Source organism: Aminobacter sp. MDW-2, from assembly GCF_014250155.1.
GTDB classification, from domain to species: Bacteria; Pseudomonadota; Alphaproteobacteria; order Rhizobiales; family Rhizobiaceae; genus Aminobacter; species Aminobacter ciceronei.
Genome location: NZ_CP060197.1, coordinates 4981508 through 5000679, shown reverse-complemented (window position 1 = coordinate 5000679; position 19172 = coordinate 4981508). Strand labels below are relative to the sequence as shown.

Sequence of the window (19172 nt, the reverse complement as noted above, 5' to 3'; positions counted from 1 at the left end):
TGCTGCCATATAGACTGGATGGGTAACGGGGTTCCATGGCTGAGTTCCAGACGAGATATCATGAGGTGCGCACCACGCGTTCGGCCGGTCTGTCCAGGGGCATGGCATCGTTTGCGGCGGTGCTGCTGGTCACGGTGGTTCTCGGCCATCGCCGCGGCCTCGTCGACACCACGGCGTTCTTCTGGGTGCTCGGCATCGTCGCACTGCTTGCCGCTTTTGCCCTGCTCTTGTCGGGTCTTGCCTTTTCGCGGCTGTGGAAGTTCGGCGATCGCGGCGGCCACGATTTGACCTTCGGTGCGCTGCTGGCGCTGGTGGTGCTCGCCCCGTTCGGCTTCGTCGCCTACCAGATCGCCACCTTGCCGATGCTGCGCGACATCTCGACCGATGTCGAAGATCCGCCGGCGCTGACGGCGGCGGTCTCGCTCAGAACGTCAGCCATGAACAGGCTCGAAATCCCGACCGCAGGCGAGCGCACCCTGCAGACCCAGTCCTATCCGCTGGTTGCCGGGCGGCGTTACGACCTGTCGCTCGACCAGGTGTTGCAGAGTGTCTCGGCCGTGCTCGCCCGCCAGGGCTGGGAGGTCGTCGTGCCGCCACCGGCCGCCGACAAGGCCACTGGTGAAGTCGACATCGAAGCTGTGGCGCGGACCTTCATCCTCGCCTTGCCCTCCGACGTGGCCATCCGGATGGTCGATGACGGCGATTCGACCTTTGTCGACATGCGCTCAGCCTCGCGCTACGGCCGCCACGACCTCGGCGAAAACGCCGCGCGGATCACGGCTTTCCTGGCCGAGCTCGACCAGGAAATCGCCAGCCAGGCCGGAACCGCGACGACGGCGACGCCCGAACAATAGGCCTGGCAGGCACGATCGATTTATTCTGACCAGATGTTTTTCAGGCTGGGGAATAGAGACTGTCGATCGCCGGTACCCCGTTGCTGACGGCCTGGCCGCGGCCGACCAGATCTTCGAGATGCGCCAGCACCGAAAGCCCGGCCGCGCCGTAGAGGCTGGGATCGGTGTTGCGATAGATGGCGCGCACGATGTCGGGGATCGAGCTGTCGCCGGCAACGAGGCGTTCGAGGATCGCGGCTTCGCGCATCTGACGGTGCGCTTTCAGCCCGCGCACGAATGTCTGCGGCGAGGTGACCGGGCCGCCATGACCGGGCAGATAGGTGCTGTCGTCGCGTTCGATCAACTTGTCGAGCGACGCCATGTAATCCGACATCGCACCATCAGGCGGCGCCACGATCGAGGTCGACCAGGCCATGACATGGTCGGCCGAAAACAGGATGCCGCTGCCCTCGAGCGCAAAAGCGGCGTGATTCGCCGCATGGCCAGGCGTCAGCACCGTTCGCATGCGCCAGCCGTCGCCATCGACGAGCTGGCCGTCGGCGACAATGACGTCGGGGACGAAGTCGGTGTCGCTGCTGGCATCGAGCGGCGCCACTTCGCCGATACGCAGCGGACGCGCCGAGCGGTGCGGCCCCTCGGCAACCGTCACGGCGCCGGTCGCAGCCTTCAGCCGGGCCGCCAGCGGCGAGTGATCGCGATGGGTATGGCTGACGAAGATATGGCTGACCGGGCGGCCGGCAATGGCGGAAAGCAGCGCTTCGAGATGCGCGTCGTCATTTGGCCCGGGATCGAGCACGGCAAGCGCGTCGGTGCCGATGATGTAGCTGTTGGTGCCATGGAAGGTGAAGGCGCTCGGGTTGTTGGCGGTGAGCCGCATGACGCCGTCGGCAACAGTGACAGGCTGGCCGTAGGCAGGGTCGAAGCGTGTGTCGAAGTCGAGAGACATGGCCAGCCGATATCTGTGGGTTCGAGGTGCCCTGGGCAAATTCGTTTGCCGCTTAGCATGGAAGACAATATAGGGAAAACCATGACTACAGTGCCGCGCGTTGAGGCGCAAAGGACGCTGTAGCAGTTTTGAATCGGTGCATGATCCCCAGCGAAAATCGAGTTCGATTTTCAGGGGCATGCAAAGCGTGCCTCGGCGCGCATACCACAAGGGGATTTACATGGCCGCTGCATCCAGTTCCACAGCACTCATCTCGGCGGCATTGCCCGAAAAGGGCGCGACGCGCCTGGCAACGCAGCTGTTGCTGGCCGTTGCAGGCTCGCTGCTGCTCATCGCTTCGGCCAAGACCAAGGTCGTGCTCGGACCGGTCGACATGTCGCTGCAGACGCTGGCCGTGCTCGGCATCGGCGCGGCCTATGGCCTGCGCCTCGGCGTGGCGACGCTGCTGCTCTACATGGCGCAGGGCGCCATGGGGTATCCGGTGTTCCAGAGCACGCCCGAAAAGGGCATCGGCATTGCCTACATGCTCGGCTCGACCGGCGGCTATCTGCTCGGCTTCGTCGCCATGGCGGCGATCGTCGGCTGGGCCGTCGACCGTGGCTGGGGCCGCAGCATCGTCAAGATGCTCGGCGTCATGCTGGTCGCCGAAATCGTCATGATGGCGCTCGGCTTCTCCTGGCTGTCGCTGCTGATCGGCGCGGAAAAGTCCTGGCAGTTCGGCGTCGTGCCGTTCATCGTGCCCGACCTGATCAAGGTGGCGCTGGCTGCCGCTGCCGTTCCGGCGATCTGGGCGCTGCTGCCCAAGAAAGCCTGATCGCCTCGACAGGCGTTTGATCTGCCAGGCGGTGGAATTGCTTGGCGGTGGATTGACGGGCGATGGATTAATGGACGCCCCGGCCTTAGAAAGGCTGGGGCGTTCTGCATTTGAAGAGCAGTGAATTCATGACCGTTCTCGTCACCGGCACGGCCGGCTTCATCGGCTTCCACCTTGCCCGCCGCCTCCTGGCCGACGGCTACGAGGTCGTCGGCTTCGACAGCGTCACCGACTATTACGACACCTCGCTGAAGACCGCGCGGCTGCAGCTGCTCGCCGAGCATGGCGATTTCCGCTTCATCCAGGCCGATCTGGCCGATGCGGCGGCGGTGACGTCCGCTTTCGAATGCCGGCCCGAGATCGTCATCAACCTCGCCGCACAGGCCGGCGTGCGTTATTCGCTCGACAATCCGCAAGCCTATGTCGATGCCAATGTCACCGGCTTTCTCAACATCCTCGAGAACTGCCGCGCAACGCAGCCGAAACACCTGATCTATGCCTCATCGAGTTCGGTCTATGGCGGCAACAAGAAGCAGCCCTATTCGCCGCGCGACGGCGCCGACCATCCGGTCAGCCTCTATGCCGCCACCAAGAAGGCCAATGAGCTGATGGCGCATACCTACAGCCATCTGTTCGGCGTGCCGGCGACGGGCTTGCGCTTTTTCACCGTCTACGGGCCATGGGGCCGGCCCGACATGGCCTATTACAAATTCACCCGCGCCATCTTCGCCGGCGAGACCATCGACATCTACAACAATGGCGATATGTATCGCGACTTCACCTATGTCGACGACATCGTCGAAGGCATCGTGCGGCTGATCGACCTGCCGCCCATGCCCGACCCCGACTATGACATTTCAGCCGGCGGGGCGTCGGGCAGCTGGGCGCCGCATCGCGTCATGAACATCGGCAACCGCCGCAAGGAACATCTGATGGAGATGATCCGCATCCTCGAACGCGCGACCGGCCGCGAGGCGGTGAAGAACTTCATGCCGCTGCAGCCGGGCGACGTGCTCAGCACCTGGGCCGATGTCGGCGACCTCGAAAACCTGATCGGCGAGCTGCCGCACACGCCCATCGAGGACGGGCTCGTCCGCTTCGTCGACTGGTACGGCAGATATTACCGCGTCCAGTAGGTACGGCGATCGGGCGTCTCCCCGCGGGCGCTTCACCGACCGCGCGATGCCGCCCCTCTCCAGGGGGCGGCCGGTCGGGCTTCTCCTCGCCGGAAGTGCCGCGCTGATTTTCCGCGGCTGAGGACGTTGCTGGCGCCCGTTGGCTTTGCCGGCGGGCCTCTTCCATGCGTTGAGGCTCCGCCCGTTTTTGGATTTGGCGCGGTACGTCATATTGAATAGCGCGGACCAGGGAGCGGGGCTATCGTCATCAAGTCGTCCGTATCAGCAACAGGCAAACGGGCGCTTGGAAGCGGTCATCGTGCTTTCGCCCTGTCCAGGGAAGCAAGCATGTTGGCAAACGGTATGGCGGACTCCGCCCAACTCACCATTCTTACCAGAGCGGTCGATGACTATTGCGCGAAGTATCGCGTCGCGGGCGGCCGTGATCGTGAGGAGATAGCAACACGTGTGATGGCGCTATTCCGCCGGGGGATTAGCGATTCCAGTGCATTGGCAGTTGCATTGGAGAAATCCAGCGGCAGCCTTCACATCCGCGCCGCATTCGATTGTGGACGGCTGAGTACGGTGATCCTGGCAGCAACTGTAGAATAGGCGCGGCGAGTTAGCGTTCGGATCCCTCGCGATCGATCTGTAGCTCTGTTCCCACTCTCTACCCATATGCGAAAGCCTGCCCTTTGCGGACGGCAGGCTTTTCGTTTGCGAGGTTTTCGTGACTTCAGAGCATAACGGCCGTGCATCGGGAGACGGTCTGTCCGACAGCCCTTCGGCACCGCAACTCCTGGTGAGCCGCTACGACGATGCCTGCCTTGCGCCTCGATCCTTCGGACCCAACGTCATGAACCTGTGGAAGCCTCTGCTGGCCATGCACCGGGCCGGCGTCCGCGATGAAGATGAAGCGGTGCTGCGCGCTCGTCGACGGCCAGGCGGCACCAAAAAAGGGCCCGCAGACGGTGCCGGCGAGCCCTTTGCGAGTGGGCTGGTTCAGGCCGCCAAAGCCTCGCGATTGGCTTTGCTGTCGGCCAGCATGGTCAGGTCATTGTCGGTGGTTTCTTCCTCGGCGAGCGTAGCCGCAAACAGCTTGGCGGCGTCCGGCATCTTCATGATCTCCGCCCAGCGGCGCAGCGTGCCATAGCGGGTGATCTCGTAATGCTCCACGGCCTGGGCAGCCGAGATCAGGCCGGCATCACCGGCGGCGGTGCCCTTGAACTCCTCGAGGATTTCCTCGCCTTCCTCGATGATGCCGTCAATTGCGGGGCATGTCTTGCCCTGGGCGCGCTTGCCGAGAAGGTCGAACACCTGCTGCAGACGCTCGACATGGCCTTCGGTCTGGTCGCGGTGCTTGTCGAAGGCGGCCTTCAGTTCCGGCGAACTGGCGCCGCGCGCCATCTTGGGCAGGGCTTTCAGAATCTTGCGCTCGGCATAATAGATGTCGCGCAGCGTGTCGTAAAACAGGTCGTCGAGACCCTTCTCCTTGTTAGGCATGTCGTTGCTCCTGGGGTTGAGGTATTGCCCGGGGACAACGACCGGTGTCGGCTCAGGTTCCGAAGCGGTGCCACTTTGTGACCAACCCGCTTCGAGCAGGCGTCTTAACGTCGCCTCGCGTTGCGCCTCGCGCGCCGCGGCACGGAGCAACTGTTCGAACCCGTCGCTCAAGCCGTCGTCGCACCGTCCCAGGAGATTGAGCCCCAACAAACCCTTCACTGTCGCGCACCTCCTGAAATCGAATAGGTTGACGCCGGATCAACGCCCGATGCCGAGGTCTGTTCCAGATGATGCGGGTGAGGGTGCAACCGTCGGACCGGCGCGTGCGTCGAGCGAGAAGAAAACCGAGGCCGAGCAGACCGCAAGGAACATTGGCGACGGGGGAGGGGCTCCGGCGTCGGGGCGCTGCCGCCCGACGGTGCCCGTCAGGAGGCAAGGCCGACAGATCGACCGGTCGTCTGGTTGCTGCCGGGCTTCCGGTCAGCTCGATCGCCAAGCTGGTTGTCGGTGGCATCGTCCTGGCGATCGTCGCTTCATGATGGGGGAGGCTGCAAGCTGCATCGAGCAGCCCGGCCCACCGAAGCGTGACCTGCAATTGAGCAACAAGGCTGAGCCAAGGCCACCGGCCCTGTTCCGGCACGGAGGGAACCTGTCGCCTCGACTTTGGAACGGATACAGGCGAGAGTGGTCTGGCGTGGCAATTGCCGGCGGCCAACGGGTTCGCATCGGCAGCACTCTCGATCTGGATGATCTTGCTTGTAACGGAAACTGAAGCGCGACCGACAGGAGCGCACAAGGACTTCTTGAGATGTCCGACCTTCCGAACAAACCGCTTGGCTCTCACCCGCTGGTGCAGCGCCTCGTGACAGAAACTAGCATAACAGAAGAGGAAGCCCGAGAACTCATCGCCCTCATCGGGTATGGTTGGCAGTCGCTGTTGCGAGAGGCCAATCTGCTGGCGAAAAAACGGTAACGCAGACCTCTGGCGTTTAAGGCTATCCGATCTTCCTGATACGGCCCTTGTCCAATCGGAAAACGCCGTCGGTCCCGCCCTGCTTTTCGAGGTCCGTCAGCAACTCGTCCCAGATTCCGAGGAACTGGCCACAATCCTCGCATGATATCGGTGTCCCAGGGTCGACATCCTCGGGAATGCGCAAGCGAATTGTTTCGCAATAAGGACATTCGAGCTTGTGATTGAGATATTTGGCATCAACCATGGTTGCATCCTCACCGCAGAGACGGCCAGTGGATCGACCGCTCGGATAGATGGAATATCAGGCCGCCACATCACCGCTTGGCATCGTGAGTGCTCCCGTTGGCTTGAAGGTCTGCCGTCAGCTTCTCCAGAGCGTCGACGGAATCCTGATAATGCGATGCGTAGCGGGGAAACATGACCTGCTGAGTTCGATAGAAATCGAGCCATTTAGGCAGATCGGAGATGGGATAGGTGTTCTTCCAGGAACCTTTCGACATTGTGAATGTGCCCGCGATCGGATCATACACGACATCCATGAAAAAGGGTTGGGACAACTTCATCTAGTCGGCCGATGACCTCAGGCGTTTTGCGCTCAGATACATCAATGCTGCGGCTGCCTTGGTGCGATCCCAGCCGGCAGCCTGGGCATCGTCAAGCAGGCTTTCCAAACGATCTGTCAGGGCGCTTTGGCATTCTGCGTCATAGGCAAGCGAATTGGCGTGACTTTCCGGCGATCTGATCGCCATGTTTTTTGGCATCGATGGCATGTCCATGTGTAGTGGGGTGGCGACCCTACGTCGCCACCCGCCGTTTGAACCATAAGTCAGACGTGTCTCTGCTGTCCCGATTCCGCCGGCGGCAGCGCTGCGCCGTCCTGAACAAGGATGTCCTTCTTGCGCGCAAAGGCGACAAGGACACCCCTGGCGGTTTCAGCATCGATGTCGCCTGCCAAAGCAGCCCGACACGCTCTGATGGCAGCCCTTTGCTCCGGACTGTTGCCGCACCATTCCATGGTGAACTGATAGGCGTCGGCAACCGTGTTCAGCTGACGCGGGAAACCAAGACCGACCCAAACGCGGACGGGCTTGCTGAACGGCTGTGCCAGCATTGCATGCCCCTCCCGTCAAACGCCGACGCCACTTGCGCCCGTCTTGCCGCCGATCATCCACGGCAGCGGGACGCTGACGTCTTCCAGTATGTCGATGGATTTGGCAAAGCCGATGAATGCCTGCCGCGCGGCGGAAATCGGATAGTCGCTGTCGAAGGCGCGCTGGCACGCTCTCAGGGCCGTCTCGTAGATCGGGCCACGGCGGTTTCTTGGCCATTCGTAGAGAAATTCTAGGGCGTCCTCGAGGCAGGCTATCTCCTCAACAAGACTGTTTCCGACCTTCACGAAAACAGGGCTGTCGAACATCCGATCGCTCATCAGATCCTCCAAGTCGAACGAAAGTTTGCGTTTTTGGATAGGCCGACGCCGACAGCGGTGCCGGCCCGCATTCGATATGTGTTGGGATAATTCTTGTTTCAAGATCGATTTTCGTGAACCGTCGTGAATTGACTCCGCAAGGTATTTGTTCCTGTTTTGTGCAAAATGCTTAATGCCGACAATGCCCTTTCCTGTCCAAGCTGAACGATGCCAGCGAGGTCGCGGTTCGGTCACGCTTTTGCAGGTGCAGCCACGTCTGATTGATGGCAACAAGCTGCGCAGGCTTGTCGCCATCAATGACTAGGGGATGCCATTTTGCCGGGAAGATTGGGACATGCCACGCAGACCCACAAGAAGCGAAAAACTGACCGAGAGCGAGATCGAGGCGATTGTCCTCGCCGCGATCCCTTTCCGCAAAGCAGTCCAGCAGTGCGTCATCGGCCTGAAGCCGTTCAACGAGACCTACTCGCTCCTGCACGACCACGTTAACAGGCTTGACGCGGTTCTGGAGAAGATTATCGGCGAGACGATCGACCATCGCGGGAAAAACCTTGGGCTGCTCCCGCGGTGGCCGTGACGTTGCCTGTTAGCCGATGCCGATGCGGGCGATGCCGGTGTAGGCGGCGACCCCGGCAAGTCCCTCGATCACCGGCGTCGCCGCGTCGAACTCGCCCAGGCTGTCCTTGTAGCTGAACGGAATGCCCATGAAGTCCCAGCGGCCGAGATGCGTCACCTGGCCTGTCAGCTTCTTGATCTCGTTCTTTGCGACCCGATCCAGGATTTCGCCGGCGACATCGTCGATCGGCCAGCCCAGCGGCGTGTTGACGTCGAAATCGACCTTGGTCAGAACGGCCTGGGTGACCACCAGGTCGCCATAGACATAGCCGGCGGTCAGATCGGCGGTGAGCCGGATTTCCGATGCGAAGTCGCCGCTGCCCAGTACGCTCGCGCTCGCCAGGCCGAGCTTCAGGCCGCTGGGACCGTCGATCCAGGCCCGCGCGGCGCCGAGAAAGTCGATGACCGCCCGGAGCCCGATATTGCCGGTTACCGTCAGGCCGGCGCCGCCAAAGATGATGCCGGTGGTGATGTCGGCGGTCAGCTTCTTGAGGCTAAAGGCCCCGCTGACGCTCCATTTGACGAGCCCGCCGCCGCCGGCGTTGACCATCACCGCGGGCTGGAGAACCTTGGCGGTGAAGTCGATGAACCGGGTCTTCGGCAGGTAGACGGCCATGTCGACCCGATCCGCGCTGACGCTGGGCGCAGGGATCGCCTGGCCATAGGGAAACAGCGGGTCCGGCTCGACGGTGATCGAGGTCGGGTCGCAGCCTCCGACAGCGATCTGCGCCCTCGAGGCGGTGACCAGCACATGATCGCCGTCATAGTCGAACTGGAGCGGCTCGAGCAATGTCAGCCAGGGCGCAAGCTCGCCCGTCTCGTAATAGGGCAGGAGCGCGATCAGCAGATTGATGAACATGTTCTTGGTGGTCCAGATGCTCGGCAGCTCGACCTCCTGCAGAAAGCTGTCCTGTTGCGGCGCGGGCAGGGCTGTCTTCGCCAGGACCGCGACCGCGTCCGGCCCCCAGGCTCCGACCATGTTGGTGTCGGCGCTGCCTTGCTCGCGCCAGAACAGTTTTCGCGACGCAAAGTCATAATCGAGCACGAGCCGGATCGGCTGGCTGGTCGTGACCTCGTAGGTCCTGATGATCTCGCTCGGATTGCCCCTGAGATGGATTGTCGCCTCGATCCTGGCGTCGAGCTCGACATAACCGAAGCCCATCTTGACCTTCAGGTCCGACAGGAACGCCGAATAGGCAAGCCCATAGACCGGCAACGGGATGTCTCCCATGCCGACTGCCGGCTGGTCGGGGAAGACCCCTTCCAGCTTGCCCTGGATTGCCTGGATTTCCCGAACCAGCTGCAGCCTGCTGAAGGCAATTGCCGGCATGCCCTTGGCAAAATTGATGAATCGCGAATGAAGATCAGAGATAGTCATCGATACCCCCCCCACGAGTTTTCGTTGCTCTCTTACTTCATCAGTGAAACAAAATATTAACCTTACGTCCAGTCGGTATACTCAGGCATCTCAGATGGGTCGAGAAGACGGACCCGCCCCTGTTCTTCCAAGGCCGCAAGCGACTGCCGACAAGACTGAGGCTCCGCGCATCCGTCGGCTCGATCCGGCATCACCCCGCATCCAGGCGCTTCACCTCGGCCGCCAGATGATCGCGTCCGGCGGCAACACCTTTTCTGCCGTCCATCGCTGAGCCTGTGCGAACCGGCGGCCGCCGATCCTGGTGGCCTGTGTCCCCGATGTTCTCCTCCGACTGACCGGCCTGCCTGTCTGAGGACAAATTTCGCGCCAGGATCAGCTGTTCAAGCGTGCCGGGGAATTGCATTCCAGAAGATGCGGAAGGCGGGCAAAAACTGACTGTGCAGGCGGTGGTTTTTGGTCGTGTCCTGCTTGCGACACCGCTAATTTGTGCGAAACTGCAGCCAATCGGTCGTTTCGGCACTCAAACCGCGGCCATGGAACGATTTCCGAAGGCTTTTCAATGCTTGCCAGACTGACTCACCTGGACCGTGTCGAGGCGGAGGCGATCCACATTTTCCGTGAGGTTGCCGCCACTTTCACCAAGCCTGTGATGCTCTATTCCGTGGGCAAGGATTCCTCGGTCCTGCTGCATCTGGCGATGAAGGCCTTCTACCCCGCCAAGCCGCCATTCCCCTTCCTGCATGTCGACACGACGTGGAAGTTCCGCGAGATGATCGAGTTCCGCGACGCGATGGCGCGCGAGCTCGGCTTCGACCTCCTGGTCCATGTCAATCCGGACGGCGTCCGCGACAACATCAATCCGTTCGATCACGGCTCGAACACCCATACCCATGTGATGAAGACTGTCGGCCTGCGCCAGGCGCTCGACAAATACGGCTTCGACGCGGCCTTCGGCGGCGCCCGTCGCGACGAGGAGAAGTCGCGCGCCAAGGAGCGCATCTTTTCCTTCCGCAATGCCCAGCATGCCTGGGACCCGAAGAACCAGCGTCCAGAAATGTGGAAGATCTTCAACACCCGCGTCGCCCAGGGGGAATCGATCCGCGTCTTCCCGCTCTCCAACTGGACCGAGCTCGATATCTGGCAGTACATCCTGCAGGAAAACATTCCGATCGTGCCGCTCTATTTCGCCAAGCATCGGCCGGTGGTCGAGCGTGACGGCATGCTGATCCTGCGCGACGACGACCGCATGAAGCTCAGGCCGGGCGAGGTGGTCGAAAACAAGCTCGTGCGCTTCCGCACGCTGGGCTGCTACCCGCTGACCGGCGCGATCGAATCCGACGCCGACAGCCTCGAAGGCATCGTCAGCGAGATGCTGACCGCCCGCACCTCCGAGCGGCAAGGACGCCTCATCGACCGCGACGAAGCCGGCTCGATGGAAAAGAAGAAGCGCGAAGGGTATTTCTGAGAATGCGCCACGCCATGGCCACCAAGATCGAGGCCGCCGAGAGCGTCCGCGAATATCTCGCCGGCCAGGAGCAGAAGTCGCTCCTGCGCTTCCTGACCTGCGGCTCGGTCGATGACGGCAAGTCGACGCTGATCGGCCGGCTTCTCTCCGACACCAAGCAGATCTTCGAAGACCAGCTCGCAGCCCTCGAGCGCGATTCGCGCAAGCACGGCACGACAGGCGAGGACGTCGATTTCGCATTGCTGGTCGACGGGCTGGAAGCCGAGCGCGAGCAGGGCATCACCATCGATGTCGCCTACCGTTTCTTCGCCACGCCGAAGCGCAAGTTCATCGTCGCCGACACGCCCGGCCATGAGCAGTACACCCGCAACATGGCAACCGGCGCCTCGACCGCCGACCTCGCCATCGTTCTCGTCGACGCGCGCCAGGGTGTGCTGCGCCAGACGCGCCGGCATTCGATCATCGCCTCGCTGCTCGGCATCAGGAACATCGTCGTCGCGATCAACAAGATCGACCTCGTCGGCTTCGACCAGGGCGTGTTCGACCGCATCACTGCAGAATATGCCAGCTTCGCCGAAAGCCTCGGCTTCAGGTCTATCGTGCCGATCCCGATGTCGGCGCGCTTCGGCGACAATGTCACGCGGCGCTCGGACAAGATGGGCTGGTATTCCGGCCCGACCCTGATCGAGCATCTCGAGACGGTTGTCGTTGAGGAAGAGGCGACCGACCGGCCGTTCCGCTTCCCGGTGCAATATGTCAACCGGCCCAATCTCGATTTCCGCGGCTTTGCCGGCACGATCGCCTCCGGATCGATCTCGCAGGGCGACGAAATCGTCGTCGCCAAGTCAGGCAAGCCGTCGACGGTCAAGCGCATCGTCGCCCATGGCGGCGACCTGCGCAGCGCCGTTGCTGGCCAGGCCATCACCCTCGTGCTCGAAGACGAGGTCGAGGTGTCGCGCGGCAACCTTTTGGTTTCGCCTGATGCCCGGCCCGATGTCGCCGACCAGTTCGCCGCCAATGTCGTCTGGTTCGACGAGCAGGCGCTGCTGCCGGGGCGCTCCTACATCCTGCGCACCGAGACCGACCAGGCAAGCGCCACCGTCACCGAGCTGAAGTACCGCATCAACGTCAACGACTTCGCCCATGAGGCGGCCAAGTCACTGGAGATGAACGAAGTCGGCGTCTGCAACATCTCGACCCAGTCGCCTATCGCCTTCGACAGTTTTGCCGAAAACCGCACCACCGGCGCCTTCATCCTGATCGACCGGATCAGCAACGCCACCGTCGGCGCCGGCATGATCCTGCATCCGCTGCGGCGTTCTGAAAACATCCACTGGCAGTCGCTCGACGTGACCCGCCATGCCCGCGCCGACCTCAAGAACCAGCGCCCGGCGGTGCTGTGGTTCACCGGCCTGTCTGGTTCGGGCAAGTCGACAGTCGCCAACATGCTGGAAAAGAAGCTGCACGCGGCCGGCCGCCACACCTACATCCTCGACGGCGACAATGTCCGCCATGGCCTCAACCGCGATCTCGGCTTCACCGACGAGGATCGTGTCGAGAACATCCGCCGCGTCGCCGAAGTCGCCAAGTTGATGGCCGATGCCGGCCTGATCGTCATCGTCTCCTTCATCTCGCCGTTCCGCGCCGAGCGCCGCATGGCGCGCGAATTGATGGGGCAGGGCGAGTTCGTCGAGGTCTTTGTCGACACGCCGTTCGAGGAGTGCGCCAAGCGCGACCCCAAGGGGCTGTATGCCCGTGCGCTCGCCGGCGCGATAAAGAACTTCACCGGTGTCGATTCGCCCTATGAAACGCCGGAGAATCCTGAGATTCATCTCCAGACACTCGGCAAGACCCCTGAAGAGATGGTCGAGACCGTCGAGCACTGGCTGAATGAGCGAGACCTTGCAGAGCATCAATACGACGACGGCGGCGGTATCTGACGAAGCCATACTGGAGACCTTCGAACGCCTGGCCATCGCGGCCGGGCGAGCGATCATGGAGGTCTACAATTCCGAGATCACGGTGACGGACAAGGCGGATGCCTCGCCCGTCACGCAGGCCGACAGGGCTGCTGAAAAGATCATCCTCGAAGGATTGCGCGCGGCCTTTTCAGGTGTGCCATGTGTCGCCGAGGAAGAGACGTCGGAGGGTGTGATTGCGCCCGATCTCGGCCGCGCCTTCTTCGTCATCGACCCGCTCGACGGCACCAAGGAATTCGTCAAGCGGCGCACCGACTTCACCGTCAATATCGCGCTTGTCCGCGACGGCGCGCCCGAAATCGGCGTCGTCTATGCACCTTGCACCGGCCGGTTCTTTGCCGGCCGCCCTGGCAAGGCCGAAGCCTTCGAGATCGTCGACGGCGTGGCCGCCGGCCGCCGCCAGATTCATGTGCGCGAAGGCCGTGAGCCGCTGACCATCGTCGCCAGCCGGTCGCACCTGACACCCGAGACCGAAACCTTCATCAAGCGCGTGCATGCCGCCGAGATCGTCTCGGTCGGCTCGTCGCTGAAGTTCTGCCTGCTGGCATCTGGTGAGGCCGACCTCTATCCGCGCTTCGGCCGGACAATGGAATGGGATACGGCGGCGGGCGATGCGGTGTTGCGCGCCGCCGGCGGCACCACCCATACGCTGGATGGCGCGCCGCTGGTCTATGGCAAGCGCAACCAGGCCAATGATGCGGATTTCGCCAATCCGCATTTCGTCTCGAGCGGCCGGATCATCGACCCGGCCTTCATGTTCTGATCTGAAATTACCGCTTATTCGGCCGCGATCTTGGCCGAGTTGGAGCCGACATAGTTGCGGATCGTGGTGATGATCCGGTCCTGGTCGGCTTCGCTGAGGTAAGGATGCATCGGCAGGCACAGGATGGTGCCCGGCACGGCATCGGATACCGGCAGGCCGCCCGGCGTGCGCGGGTAGTGGCTGTAGGCCACCTGCACATGCAGCGGCTTCACGTAATAGATGACCGACGGAATGCCCTCGGCCTGCAGGTGCTGCTTCAGGCCGTCTCGGTCCGCAGTCTCGATGGCGTATTGGGCCCAGGCCGAACGGCCGCCGGAAGGTGCGCGCGAGGCTTTCACCACATCGCCGAGGCCGTCGGCATAACGCTGGGCGACGCGCGCACGCGCCTCCATCTCGTCTTCCAGGATCGCCAGCTTCTCGATCAGGATCGCTGCCTGCAGCGTGTCGAGGCGCGAGTTCAGGCCGACATGGATGTTGTCGTACTGGGTCTCGCCCTTGCCGTGGAAGGCGAAGGAACGCAGCTTGGCTGCGAACGCGTCGTCATTGGTGAACATCGCACCGCCGTCGCCATAGCAGCCGAGCGGCTTGGCCGGATAGAAGCTGGTGGCGGCGACATGGCCGTAGGCGCCGCACATCTTGCCGTCCTGCGAGCCGCCGATCGACTGGGCGGCGTCCTCGATGACCAGCAGGTTCTCGCGCTTGGCAATCGCATCGATGGCCGCATAGTCGGCGGCGATGCCGAACAGGTCCACCGGGATGATCGCCTTGGGCTTCAGGCGGCCTTCGGCCTTGATCATGGCGATCGCGGCTTCGAGGCTCTCGATGGATATGTTGTAGGTATCCGGCTCGATGTCGACGAAGACCGGCTCGGCCTTGGCAAGCGCCACCACTTCGGCGGTGGCCGCGAAGGTGAAGCTCGGCACGAACACCGCATCACCTGGGCCGATGCCGGAGGCGAGCAGAGGCAGCAGCAGCGCGTCGGTGCCGTTGGCGCAGGCGACCACATGCTTGACGCCGACATATTCGGCGAGCTGGTTCTCGAATTCGGTGACTTCCGGACCGAGGATGTAGCGTCCTTCATCGACAACCTTGTCGATGGCCGCCTTCAGACGGTCGCGGATTCGTTCGCGCTGCGCGCCGAGATCGATGAACTGCATTATTGCCCCAAAACCCAATCGTTTCTTCGCGCCGCTGATAGCAGAGTTGGGGTGCCCGAAAAAGCCGAGCACCCTGCGGCATGCAGGGCGCGGCTGCGGTTCCTGTTACTTTCGGTTGCAGCGATTTCGCGTCGAAAATGGCGGAAAACAGGGACTTTCAGGCAGATGCGTTTAAGCCGGCTTGCCGATGCGAAACATAAAGTGATCGCTGAAATCGCCTGTAAACGCCCGATTCAGGCCAGTTCGCGCCGCCATGGCGGGTTTGCGCCTGCCCTGGATACGGTTACCGCCGCGGCCCGCGCGCCGAGCGAAAGTGCCGCTTCGATGGCTGGTTCCGACAGGTCCGCAACAGCGTCCTTGGTCAGCATCTTCTGTTCGTGCAGCGAGGCGAGAACGCCGGCATTGAAGGTGTCGCCGGCGCCGACTGTGTCGACCACCGTTACCTTTTCCGGCGTCACCGAGATGGTATGGCTGGCGCTGTAGGCGGTTGCGCCCTTGCTGCCCCTGGTGACGATCACCAGCTTCGGGCCCTGGCCCAGCCAGTGCGCCGCGATCTCGTCATGGCTGCCGGTCTCGCCGAACCAGGCCAGGTCCTCGTCCGAAAGCTTGACGATGTCGGCCATGACAAGCATGCGGCGCATGCGTCCAAGATGCGCCTGCTTGTCCTGGATGAAACCCGGCCGGATGTTGGGGTCGAACATCATGACGCGGCGCTGGTGCTCGCGCTTCATCAGCGCCTCGTAGGCGGAACCGCATGGCTCGGGAATGAGGCTGATCGCGCCGAACAGCATGGCATCGATGTCGTCGCCAAGGCTCGGCAGATCGGCCTCGGTCAGCATGCGGCCGGCGGTGTTTTCGTCATAGAAGGTGTAGGTGGCGTGGCCGTTGTCGAGCCGGACGAAGGCCAACGTCGTCGGCCGTCCCGACAGATTGGCGTGGCGCGAGCCGACATTGCTCGCTGCGAGCACGTCGCGGATCTGCTGGCCGAACAGGTCGGATGACAGGCCGGAGAAGAATTCGGTCGGCACGCCCAGGCGCCCGAGCGCGATCGCCGAATTGAAGATCGCACCGCCGGCATAAGGCGCAAAGGCAGGTTCGCCGTCGGGACTTTGCCGTGGCAGCATGTCGATGAGCGCTTCGCCGCAGCACAGGATCATGATTTGCCGGTTCCCTCTGGATAGATGACGCCCTTGCGGACGATGACATTGGCGTAGAGCCTTGGCTCGCTGGTGGCAATGATGGTGTGGGCCGCCTTGACCCTGTCGTAGAAGGCATCACCGGCGAGCGGCACGACGGCGAAGCCGGGTGCGCGATGGGCACAGACCTCTGCGATTTCGCCATGCACGGGGTCGGACACGTCAGGGTCGCCCTTGACCGAGGAGCGGAAGATCGCCTGCGGCACGAAATCGTCGACCGGCAGCACCTGCAGCACGGCGTCGAGCACCGGGATCAGGTCCAGCCCGTCGGCGCGGACGACGCGGCGACCATGCTCGAGCGCGGGATAGTTGCCGTCGACGATGGCGATCTCGTCGCCATGGCCCATCGCCCGCAAGGTGAAGAGCAGTTCGGGTCCGAGCAGGGCGGGAATGTTGATGAGCACGATCAGACCCCTCGCGACGGTGCGGTCGAGCCGATGAGGAAGCGCTCTGACAGCGGCAGGCTGGCGCCGCCCATGGCGCGCGCATGGATGCCGACGGTGCCCTCGCGGACGGACGGGATACGCAAGCCCTCGACGTCGATCCTGCCGATCGCCGACTGCACTGCCTGCACCAGGCGGGCGCGGATCGACGCCGGCATCCAGCCGTCGATGACAGCACTTTCGAAATCGATGACCGAGGCCGACGCCACGATGGCATAGGCAAGCGCCTCCGAGGCGGTCGTAATCCAGTTGTCGAGGTCGGGGCCCATGTCGGGCCCGAGATCTTGCCATTCCTCGGGCGATGTCCAGAGGTAGGCCGCTTCGATACCCCTGGCGTTCAGTGCCTTTTCGAGCACGGCGATGGAGGCGACGTCGATGAGCTGGGTTGGCCTGCCGCCGGGGCCCGGCACCGGCATCGAGCCGAGCGCGCCGGCATTGCCCGTCGGACCGCTGTAGAGCCTGCCGTTCAGCACCACGCCGCCGCCGGCGAAGGCGCCGATGTAGAAATAGACGAAGTCGCGCAGCGCGCCCATGTCGCCGAACACCAGTTCGGCGCCGCAGGCGGAGGTGGCGTCGTTCTGGAGATAGACGGGGAAGGAAAACAGCGCCTGCAGGTCGGCGCGGATGTCGCGGTTGCGCCAGGCATCCATGATTTCTCGCGGAGCACCCGCCGTGTCGACCCAGTTCCAGAGCTCGAACGGCATGGCGACGCCGAGGCCGGCGATGCGCTTGTCCTGCTCGCGCGTCAGGCCGGCACGCATCTGGGCGATGCCTGATTTCACGAATTCGATGGTGTCCTGAGGCGTCGGGTAGCCATAGGAATTCTGCAGCATCGCCCGCGTTCTGCCGAGAAAATCGATCAGCACGAGTTCGGCGCTGCGGCGACCGATCTTGAGGCCGATGAAGAAGGCGCCTTCCGGGTTGAGCGCCATCGGAATGGAGGGCTGGCCGATCTTGCCGCGGATCGGCTCCTGGCGCAGCAGAAGCCCTTCGACCTCCAGTTCGCGCATGATGACGGAGACGGTCTGCGCCGACAGGCCGGTCATGCGGGCGATGTCGGATTTGGCCAGCGCGCCGCTCTGCCTGACCAGTGACAGCACCAGCCGCTCGTTCTGGTCGCGCATGCCGCTCTGGTTGGTGCCGCGCAATTGCGGGGTCTCCGCAGCATCGGGCGAACCGTGCCTCAAACTCCCGGCCTCCACCGGCTTCCTCCCATACTTCGCGGTCTTCTCAGAAGATCCGCCCGCGGTCTTCTCCAGAGATCCGCTCAGCGGTTTTCCTGAAAATCCGCAATTCTCTTTTGCGGCAGAATGCGGGCCGACCGCAATCCTGTCAATAATAAATAAGAGTGATTTAATTATTGACAGGCGGCCCCGATTGGTGTTTCGTCGGCGCCGGATACTTGACTGGGAAGAGTGAACGAGCATCCGGAGCACGGCCCGCTGACGGGCGTGCATGGTTTGGTTCTGGGAGGAGTGCCCCTTATGAAATTTTCGGTTCTGAAGACGACTGTCTTTGGTGCGGCCGTTGCCGCGCTCGCCGCTGTCGCAGCCCCTGCATCCGCTGCCGACGTCGGCGCCTGCCTGATCACCAAGACTGACACCAACCCCTTCTTCGTCAAGATGAAGGAAGGTGCCACCGCCAAGGCGACTGAGCTCGGCGTGACGCTGAAGAGTTATGCCGGCAAGATCGACGGCGACTCGGAAAGCCAGGTCGCGGCGATCGAGACCTGCATCGCCGACGGTGCCAAGGGCATCCTGATCACCGCGTCCGACACCAAGGGCATCGTGCCTGCGGTCAAGAAGGCGCGCGATGCCGGCATCCTGGTCATCGCACTCGACACCCCGCTGGAGCCGGCTGACGCTGCCGACGCCACCTTCGCCACCGACAATCTGCTTGCCGGCAAGCTGATCGGCCAGTGGGCTGCCGCCACGCTCGGCGACAAGGCCAAGGACGCCAAGGTTGCCTTCCTCGACCTGACCCCGTCGCAGCCGACCGTCGACGTCCTGCGCGACCAGGGCTTCATGATGGGCTTCGGCATCGACGTGAAGGACGCCAACAAGATCGGCGACGAAGACGATGCCCGCATCGTCGGCCACGACGTCACCAACGGCAATGAAGAAGGTGGCCGCAAGGCGATGGAGAACCTGCTCCAGAAGGATCCGGGCATCACCGTCGTCCACACCATCAACGAGCCTGCCGCTGCCGGCGCCTATGAAGCACTCAAGGCCGTGGGAATGGAGAAGAACGTGCTGATCGTCTCCGTCGACGGCGGCTGCCCGGGCGTCAAGAACGTCCAGGATGGCGTCATCGGTGCGACCTCGCAGCAGTATCCTCTGATGATGGCCGCTCTCGGCATCGAGGCGATCAAGAAGTTCGCCGACAGCGGCGAGAAGCCCAAGCCGACCGAAGGCAAGGACTTCTTCGACACCGGCGTTTCGCTCGTGACCGACAAGCCGGCCACCGGCGTGGAATCGATCGACGTGAAGACCGGCCTGGAAAAGTGCTGGGGTTGATCTGACCGCCTGACGGCGAGACACTT

At 62.9% G+C, this 19172-nt stretch carries 20 protein-coding genes; 10 read left to right on the top strand and 10 right to left on the bottom strand.

Annotated features, from left to right (window positions below; genetic code table 11):
* Positions 1 to 35: 35 nt before the first annotated feature.
* Positions 36 to 854 carry a DUF1499 domain-containing protein gene (locus H5P29_RS24715; protein WP_246670806.1) on the top strand — a complete coding sequence of 273 codons (819 nt, stop codon included), beginning with the start codon at positions 36 to 38 and terminating at the stop codon, positions 852 to 854.
* 40 nt (positions 855 to 894) lie between these two features.
* Here H5P29_RS24715 and H5P29_RS24710 read toward each other — a convergent pair whose 3' ends face one another.
* Positions 895 to 1800, bottom strand: a complete 906-nt coding sequence (locus H5P29_RS24710) for an MBL fold metallo-hydrolase (protein ID WP_154385977.1) — start codon at positions 1798 to 1800, stop codon at positions 895 to 897.
* Between the two features lie 220 nt (positions 1801 to 2020).
* On the opposite strand from H5P29_RS24710, the gene H5P29_RS24705 reads away from it, so the two are divergent.
* The 3 genes from H5P29_RS24705 to H5P29_RS24695 all read left to right on the top strand — a co-directional run bounded on the left by H5P29_RS24705 (position 2021) and on the right by H5P29_RS24695 (position 4341).
* Positions 2021 to 2614: a biotin transporter BioY gene (locus H5P29_RS24705; RefSeq protein ID WP_067964466.1), complete on the top strand. Its 594-nt coding sequence runs from the start codon at positions 2021 to 2023 to the stop codon at positions 2612 to 2614.
* A 128-nt stretch (positions 2615 to 2742) separates the two neighbouring features.
* The gene (locus H5P29_RS24700; protein WP_154385976.1) at positions 2743 to 3750 is read left to right on the top strand and encodes an NAD-dependent epimerase; all 1008 of its coding nucleotides are present in this window, start codon (positions 2743 to 2745) and stop codon (positions 3748 to 3750) included.
* A gap of 327 nt (positions 3751 to 4077) precedes the next feature.
* Complete coding sequence (locus H5P29_RS24695; RefSeq protein ID WP_067964462.1) at positions 4078 to 4341, top strand: hypothetical protein; 264 nt, start codon at positions 4078 to 4080, stop codon at positions 4339 to 4341.
* A gap of 390 nt (positions 4342 to 4731) precedes the next feature.
* On the opposite strand, the gene H5P29_RS24690 is transcribed toward H5P29_RS24695, so the two are convergent.
* A complete protein-coding gene (locus H5P29_RS24690; protein WP_154385975.1) occupies positions 4732 to 5232 on the bottom strand; it encodes a ferritin-like domain-containing protein in 501 nt (166 codons plus the stop codon).
* Positions 5233 to 6040: 808 nt separating this feature from the next.
* Here H5P29_RS24690 and H5P29_RS24685 point away from each other — a divergent pair.
* Positions 6041 to 6205, top strand: a complete 165-nt coding sequence (locus tag H5P29_RS24685; RefSeq protein WP_169808353.1) for a hypothetical protein — start codon at positions 6041 to 6043, stop codon at positions 6203 to 6205.
* 314 nt (positions 6206 to 6519) lie between these two features.
* Here the strand turns inward: H5P29_RS24685 and H5P29_RS24680 are convergent, their stop codons facing one another.
* From H5P29_RS24680 to H5P29_RS24665, 3 genes are all read right to left on the bottom strand, one after another.
* Positions 6520 to 6768: a hypothetical protein gene (locus H5P29_RS24680; protein ID WP_067964460.1), complete on the bottom strand. Its 249-nt coding sequence runs from the start codon at positions 6766 to 6768 to the stop codon at positions 6520 to 6522.
* A gap of 263 nt (positions 6769 to 7031) precedes the next feature.
* Positions 7032 to 7316, bottom strand: a complete 285-nt coding sequence (locus H5P29_RS24670) for a DUF982 domain-containing protein (protein WP_154385974.1) — start codon at positions 7314 to 7316, stop codon at positions 7032 to 7034.
* A gap of 15 nt (positions 7317 to 7331) precedes the next feature.
* Positions 7332 to 7634 carry a DUF982 domain-containing protein gene (locus H5P29_RS24665; protein ID WP_067964454.1) on the bottom strand — a complete coding sequence of 101 codons (303 nt, stop codon included), beginning with the start codon at positions 7632 to 7634 and terminating at the stop codon, positions 7332 to 7334.
* Positions 7635 to 7968: 334 nt separating this feature from the next.
* On the opposite strand from H5P29_RS24665, the gene H5P29_RS32365 reads away from it, so the two are divergent.
* Complete coding sequence (locus H5P29_RS32365) at positions 7969 to 8211, top strand: hypothetical protein (RefSeq protein ID WP_154385973.1); 243 nt, start codon at positions 7969 to 7971, stop codon at positions 8209 to 8211.
* Between the two features lie 9 nt (positions 8212 to 8220).
* Here H5P29_RS32365 and H5P29_RS24655 read toward each other — a convergent pair whose 3' ends face one another.
* Positions 8221 to 9627: a hypothetical protein gene (locus H5P29_RS24655; RefSeq protein WP_154385972.1), complete on the bottom strand. Its 1407-nt coding sequence runs from the start codon at positions 9625 to 9627 to the stop codon at positions 8221 to 8223.
* Between the two features lie 559 nt (positions 9628 to 10186).
* Between H5P29_RS24655 and cysD the strand changes: the two genes are divergently transcribed.
* The 3 genes from cysD to cysQ are packed head-to-tail and all read left to right on the top strand — an operon-like array spanning position 10187 to position 13834.
* Positions 10187 to 11092: a sulfate adenylyltransferase subunit CysD gene (gene cysD, locus H5P29_RS24650; RefSeq protein WP_154385971.1), complete on the top strand. Its 906-nt coding sequence runs from the start codon at positions 10187 to 10189 to the stop codon at positions 11090 to 11092.
* 2 nt (positions 11093 to 11094) lie between these two features.
* On the top strand, positions 11095 to 13032 hold the full coding sequence (gene cysN / locus H5P29_RS24645; protein WP_154385970.1) for a sulfate adenylyltransferase subunit CysN: 1938 nt from the start codon (positions 11095 to 11097) through the stop codon (positions 13030 to 13032).
* Complete coding sequence (gene cysQ / locus H5P29_RS24640) at positions 12983 to 13834, top strand: 3'(2'),5'-bisphosphate nucleotidase CysQ (protein ID WP_154385969.1); 852 nt, start codon at positions 12983 to 12985, stop codon at positions 13832 to 13834. The genes cysN and cysQ overlap by 50 nt, the downstream gene beginning before the upstream one ends.
* A 14-nt stretch (positions 13835 to 13848) precedes the next feature.
* On the opposite strand, the gene H5P29_RS24635 is transcribed toward cysQ, so the two are convergent.
* The 4 genes from H5P29_RS24635 to H5P29_RS24620 all read right to left on the bottom strand — a co-directional run bounded on the left by H5P29_RS24635 (position 13849) and on the right by H5P29_RS24620 (position 17832).
* Positions 13849 to 14991 carry a DegT/DnrJ/EryC1/StrS aminotransferase family protein gene (locus tag H5P29_RS24635; protein ID WP_067964442.1) on the bottom strand — a complete coding sequence of 381 codons (1143 nt, stop codon included), beginning with the start codon at positions 14989 to 14991 and terminating at the stop codon, positions 13849 to 13851.
* Between the two features lie 233 nt (positions 14992 to 15224).
* Positions 15225 to 16148 carry a carbohydrate kinase gene (locus tag H5P29_RS24630; RefSeq protein WP_067964440.1) on the bottom strand — a complete coding sequence of 308 codons (924 nt, stop codon included), beginning with the start codon at positions 16146 to 16148 and terminating at the stop codon, positions 15225 to 15227.
* Entirely contained in the window at positions 16145 to 16591 is a 447-nt protein-coding gene (locus tag H5P29_RS24625) for an RbsD/FucU family protein (protein ID WP_067964438.1), read from the bottom strand. The genes H5P29_RS24630 and H5P29_RS24625 overlap by 4 nt, the downstream gene beginning before the upstream one ends.
* Before the next feature lie 2 nt (positions 16592 to 16593).
* Positions 16594 to 17832, bottom strand: a complete 1239-nt coding sequence (locus H5P29_RS24620) for an ROK family transcriptional regulator (protein ID WP_067964436.1) — start codon at positions 17830 to 17832, stop codon at positions 16594 to 16596.
* 282 nt (positions 17833 to 18114) lie between these two features.
* Here H5P29_RS24620 and H5P29_RS24615 point away from each other — a divergent pair, with 282 nt between their 5' ends.
* Positions 18115 to 19146, top strand: coding sequence for a sugar ABC transporter substrate-binding protein (locus H5P29_RS24615; RefSeq protein ID WP_182575801.1), 1032 nt, complete (start codon positions 18115 to 18117; stop codon positions 19144 to 19146).
* Positions 19147 to 19172 lie beyond the last annotated feature (26 nt).

Bases quoted from the DNA above. Each gene is read 5' to 3' on its own strand.
- cysQ (WP_154385969.1), top strand. From the start codon at position 12,983: ATGAGCGAGACCTTGCAGAGCATCAATACGACGACGGCGGCGGTATCT.
- H5P29_RS24630 (WP_067964440.1), bottom strand. From the start codon at position 16,148: ATGATCCTGTGCTGCGGCGAAGCGCTCATCGACATGCTGCCACGGCAA.
- H5P29_RS24665 (WP_067964454.1), bottom strand. From the start codon at position 7,634: ATGAGCGATCGGATGTTCGACAGCCCTGTTTTCGTGAAGGTCGGAAAC.
- H5P29_RS24715 (WP_246670806.1), top strand. From the start codon at position 36: ATGGCTGAGTTCCAGACGAGATATCATGAGGTGCGCACCACGCGTTCG.
- H5P29_RS24635 (WP_067964442.1), bottom strand. From the start codon at position 14,991: ATGCAGTTCATCGATCTCGGCGCGCAGCGCGAACGAATCCGCGACCGT.
- H5P29_RS24690 (WP_154385975.1), bottom strand. From the start codon at position 5,232: ATGCCTAACAAGGAGAAGGGTCTCGACGACCTGTTTTACGACACGCTG.
- H5P29_RS24685 (WP_169808353.1), top strand. From the start codon at position 6,041: ATGTCCGACCTTCCGAACAAACCGCTTGGCTCTCACCCGCTGGTGCAG.
- H5P29_RS24615 (WP_182575801.1), top strand. From the start codon at position 18,115: ATGAAATTTTCGGTTCTGAAGACGACTGTCTTTGGTGCGGCCGTTGCC.
- H5P29_RS24655 (WP_154385972.1), bottom strand. From the start codon at position 9,627: ATGACTATCTCTGATCTTCATTCGCGATTCATCAATTTTGCCAAGGGC.
- cysD (WP_154385971.1), top strand. From the start codon at position 10,187: ATGCTTGCCAGACTGACTCACCTGGACCGTGTCGAGGCGGAGGCGATC.
- H5P29_RS24680 (WP_067964460.1), bottom strand. From the start codon at position 6,768: ATGAAGTTGTCCCAACCCTTTTTCATGGATGTCGTGTATGATCCGATC.
- H5P29_RS24670 (WP_154385974.1), bottom strand. From the start codon at position 7,316: ATGCTGGCACAGCCGTTCAGCAAGCCCGTCCGCGTTTGGGTCGGTCTT.
- H5P29_RS24695 (WP_067964462.1), top strand. From the start codon at position 4,078: ATGTTGGCAAACGGTATGGCGGACTCCGCCCAACTCACCATTCTTACC.
- cysN (WP_154385970.1), top strand. From the start codon at position 11,095: ATGCGCCACGCCATGGCCACCAAGATCGAGGCCGCCGAGAGCGTCCGC.
- H5P29_RS24700 (WP_154385976.1), top strand. From the start codon at position 2,743: ATGACCGTTCTCGTCACCGGCACGGCCGGCTTCATCGGCTTCCACCTT.
- H5P29_RS32365 (WP_154385973.1), top strand. From the start codon at position 7,969: ATGCCACGCAGACCCACAAGAAGCGAAAAACTGACCGAGAGCGAGATC.
- H5P29_RS24710 (WP_154385977.1), bottom strand. From the start codon at position 1,800: ATGTCTCTCGACTTCGACACACGCTTCGACCCTGCCTACGGCCAGCCT.
- H5P29_RS24705 (WP_067964466.1), top strand. From the start codon at position 2,021: ATGGCCGCTGCATCCAGTTCCACAGCACTCATCTCGGCGGCATTGCCC.